The following is a 3,139-nucleotide window of genomic DNA, read 5'->3' as shown; positions in this document are numbered from 1 at the left end:
ATGGCCGGTTTTGGGGTGTCCACAAATGGCCGGTTTTGAACCGTCCACCGAGGCTCGAGGGGCGGCGGACTCGGGTCGGGTCTCGCCGTCGATGTGCTTGCCGAGCCCACCACCAGCACCCCCGACACGCGCCATCCGAACGACCTGGGTACTCACAGCACCCCGAGTCTACACCAATTTTGCGGAGTAAAAGAGGTAACTCACTACCGAATTCTGGAGAATTCGCCGACACCTGACGGTGCCGGGTGAGGCCGGACCTTCGGCCCGGCAAGAGCTAGGCTGCGCGCTTGCCGGTGATGGCCTCGCGCAGTCCCTCGAGGAGGCCTTCCAGCTTGGCCATCTGGACCTCGAGCGTGTGCATGCGGCCGCCGAGCGCCTTCACGTCGGCGGCCAGGTCCTGGTGCTGGGCGGCGAAATCGGCGAAGCGCGCGACGCTGCGTTGCTCGGCACCAGCCAGGTCGGCCTTCAGGTCGGTCTTCAACTCGGCGAACCGGGTTTCACCGCGCTTCTCGGCCGCGGCCAGGTCCGCCCTGGTGCGTCGTTCGGCCGCGGCGATGTAGCGCCAGAGCAGGGTGAACCCGGTGACGCCGAGAGCGGCGAGGGTGAACCCGGTGCCGAGGATGGTCCAGATCTCAGGCGTCATGGCAGTCAAGTCTCCCTCTCCCCCCCCGAATCAGCGCGGGGGCAGCTCGATGTCGAGGTTCGCGCAGACGGCGTCGAAGCAGCTCGGCGGATCCGGCGGGATCACGGTCCGGAGGCATAGTGCGGGGACACGCCGACTTGGCTGCATGCTCGTTCGTACTCCACCCGCGCCTTCTCGTACTCCTGGCTCGCCTTGGCGAGTGCTCGTTCCGCCGCAAAAAACGCCCTGCGGGCCTTGATAATCCCGTCCCATTCCCCGACGCCCCCGCTTGCCATGACCTCCGCCCTCCTCCCTTCCCCCAAAGCCCCACCCCGGAGTTGAACCGTCTCACGCGGTCGGGTCGAGGTCCCATCGCCGTCCCGGTGCGGCCGGACACGTCCCGCACCCTTACGCCGTCATCACCAGCCTCCCGAATCAAACCGCCCGAAGAACTTCACCGTCCACCGTCCCCCTCTGTCACCGTGGTCGAGCCGTGGTGGGACCCTTTAGGAGCCCCCTTTACGGCCCGAAGGGCCACCACACCGTCAGCCAGACGAGCAGGACGCCGACGATGAACCACAAGAGCAGCGCCCAGCGCCGAGCCGGCTCACCGTCCACCTTGTATCGCCCCCCCTGTGGTCCCTCGACGCCGATCGACCGCGACCAACGCCCGGGCGACGTTGCCCGCGAGCGGCCAGGAGCGCCCGCCGCGCCCACCTTCCAAAATTGCCGGCGCACGCCTTCAACGAGCCGGCGCAGGGTTCTCGCCGGGCGGCGGGCAGCGCTCCTGGATCACCGCCTCCGCCACGGCCCTTGACCCGCTGCTGCTCGCGGGTGTTCCGGCGGCCGAGAAACCGCCTGGCGCGCCAGCCACCCCGGATGGTGCCAGCCGGTCGAGCGCCACCGGGCGCGGTAACGCAGCACCGACTTGAGCGTGCCGGCGAGCTCCGAACGGGTGAACGCGTGCGGGTTCGCGATGTCGAGCGCCGCGTAGAGCTGCTCGTTGCTCCAGTCTAGCTCTCCCGGTCGTCGATCCGGACCGCGCGGTCCCTTCGCGGTCCGGGCCTTGACGGCGTTCACGAGCGGTAGCGAGTGCCGCACCAGCAAGGTAGACCCTCCCGGGGTAGGGCGAGGTGAGGGCGGTGGTCCCTGGCCAGGGCGGGCCGTGCGGGTGCTCAGTTGCTGTCCTCACCAGCACGCTCTTGAAGGCTGTCGCCTAGGGCGAGGCACCGGGCGAGATGACGATCATCCGCGCGCTCCGCCTCGAGTCGCGCCGCGGTCTCGTCGAACGGCCGGCCCTCGTCGGCGGCGAGACGGCGCTGGTGCTCGACGCTGGCGGCGATGGCCTCGGGGTTGCGCTGCACCCGGCGGCCCGTAGCGGGGTCGGCGAAGGGACGGCCGATGCACTCCGCGTCGAGCGCATCGGCCTGGCGCTGGAGGTCGTTGACGGTCCGCTCGCCGCTGGCGAGGTCTCGGCGGGCCGTCGCCTCATCGAACGGCTGGGCGAGGGAGCGCGACCGGGCCGCGATCGCTCCAATCAGGCCCTCGATGCGGTTCGTCTGTCCGGGCTGCTGCTGCTCCTGTCGCCATCGGTCGGCCGTGCTCGCGCGCGGCGTACCAGCAGCAGCCTCCGACTGATGATCCGTGGCCCTTCGTACGTGGCCCTCTAGTGGTGCAGGCTCTGCACCACTACGGGGTGTTTGTGGTGCAGGCTCTGCACCACTAGAAGCCGGAGGTATGCGAGGCCCACTCAATGGTAACGGCGTCGGCCGGTGGGGCGCGGCGGCACCCTCGCCCTCGTCCTCGCGGGTCCTGATGGCGATCGCGATCCGCTTGCGGACCGCGGGCCAGGTGAGCCCGCCGGGGTTGATGCTGATCACGTCCCGGCGCCGACCGCGGCCTCGCCGGCGGCCAGTGCAGCGCGCCGCGTCAAGGAACGCGAGCCCCGTGACCAAAGTGCGGCGGGATACGCTCGCATCGTCCGCGAGAGTCTGACGTGACCACGGATCACCCGTCTTGGGGTCGACCAAGAGCCCCGCGTCGTTCATCCGGCCGTAGAGGGTCCACGCGATCCCCTTGATCGTTGCGGCCGTGATTTGCTGGCCACCGACGTCGAAGCGGTGAACGCCCCGGCCTACCGTCTGCTGAACCAGCTCGCGGAACAGTCCGCGCTCAGGTGGCCTCGCAGTGAACGTCGCGAGCAGCCCTGGCAGGATGCCTTGGTCGACGGGGGCCTGGTCAGCGGATGGATCGGTCGGGCGGTCGCCCGCAGGGCGTGGTGGCATTGGGTCGTGTGCCCGGTCCGGATCATCCCGCGTCCCTCGTCGCGTGCCCGCGAGAGGTTGCCCCCGGCCAGCCGGGTGCATAGTCCGGCCGGCCGGGGGCGTCGCTTCAAGAGACCCAACACCGAAGCAGCCTCAGAGTATCAGAGATCGGGGGTTCGGCCTGCAGGGCGCGGAGCTCGGCCCAGGGCGGCGGCCCCACCGGGCCGACCGGGGCTTCGGCCCGGGGCGGCCG

Annotated in this window: 4 protein-coding genes; 1 reads left to right on the top strand and 3 read right to left on the bottom strand. The window is 70.1% G+C overall.

Annotated elements, in window-relative coordinates:
• Positions 1–274 precede the first annotated feature (274 nt).
• The 3 genes from OXU42_17635 to OXU42_17625 form a co-directional block, all read right to left on the bottom strand.
• Positions 275–643, bottom strand: coding sequence for a hypothetical protein (locus tag OXU42_17635; protein ID MDE0031209.1), 369 nt, complete (start codon positions 641–643; stop codon positions 275–277).
• 101 nt (positions 644–744) lie between these two features.
• Complete coding sequence (locus tag OXU42_17630) at positions 745–918, bottom strand: hypothetical protein (protein ID MDE0031208.1); 174 nt, start codon at positions 916–918, stop codon at positions 745–747.
• A gap of 496 nt (positions 919–1,414) precedes the next feature.
• Entirely contained in the window at positions 1,415–1,729 is a 315-nt protein-coding gene (locus OXU42_17625) for a hypothetical protein (protein ID MDE0031207.1), read from the bottom strand.
• A gap of 131 nt (positions 1,730–1,860) precedes the next feature.
• Here OXU42_17625 and OXU42_17620 point away from each other — a divergent pair, with 131 nt between their 5' ends.
• Entirely contained in the window at positions 1,861–2,292 is a 432-nt protein-coding gene (locus OXU42_17620) for a hypothetical protein (protein MDE0031206.1), read from the top strand.
• Positions 2,293–3,139 lie beyond the last annotated feature (847 nt).

It is taken from the genome of Deltaproteobacteria bacterium (genome assembly GCA_028818775.1).
In the GTDB taxonomy this organism is placed as follows: Bacteria; Desulfobacterota; Binatia; order UBA9968; family JAJDTQ01; genus JAJDTQ01.
Note: the sequence above shows the minus strand (reverse complement) of the source record. Positions and strands in the feature narration are given on the sequence as shown.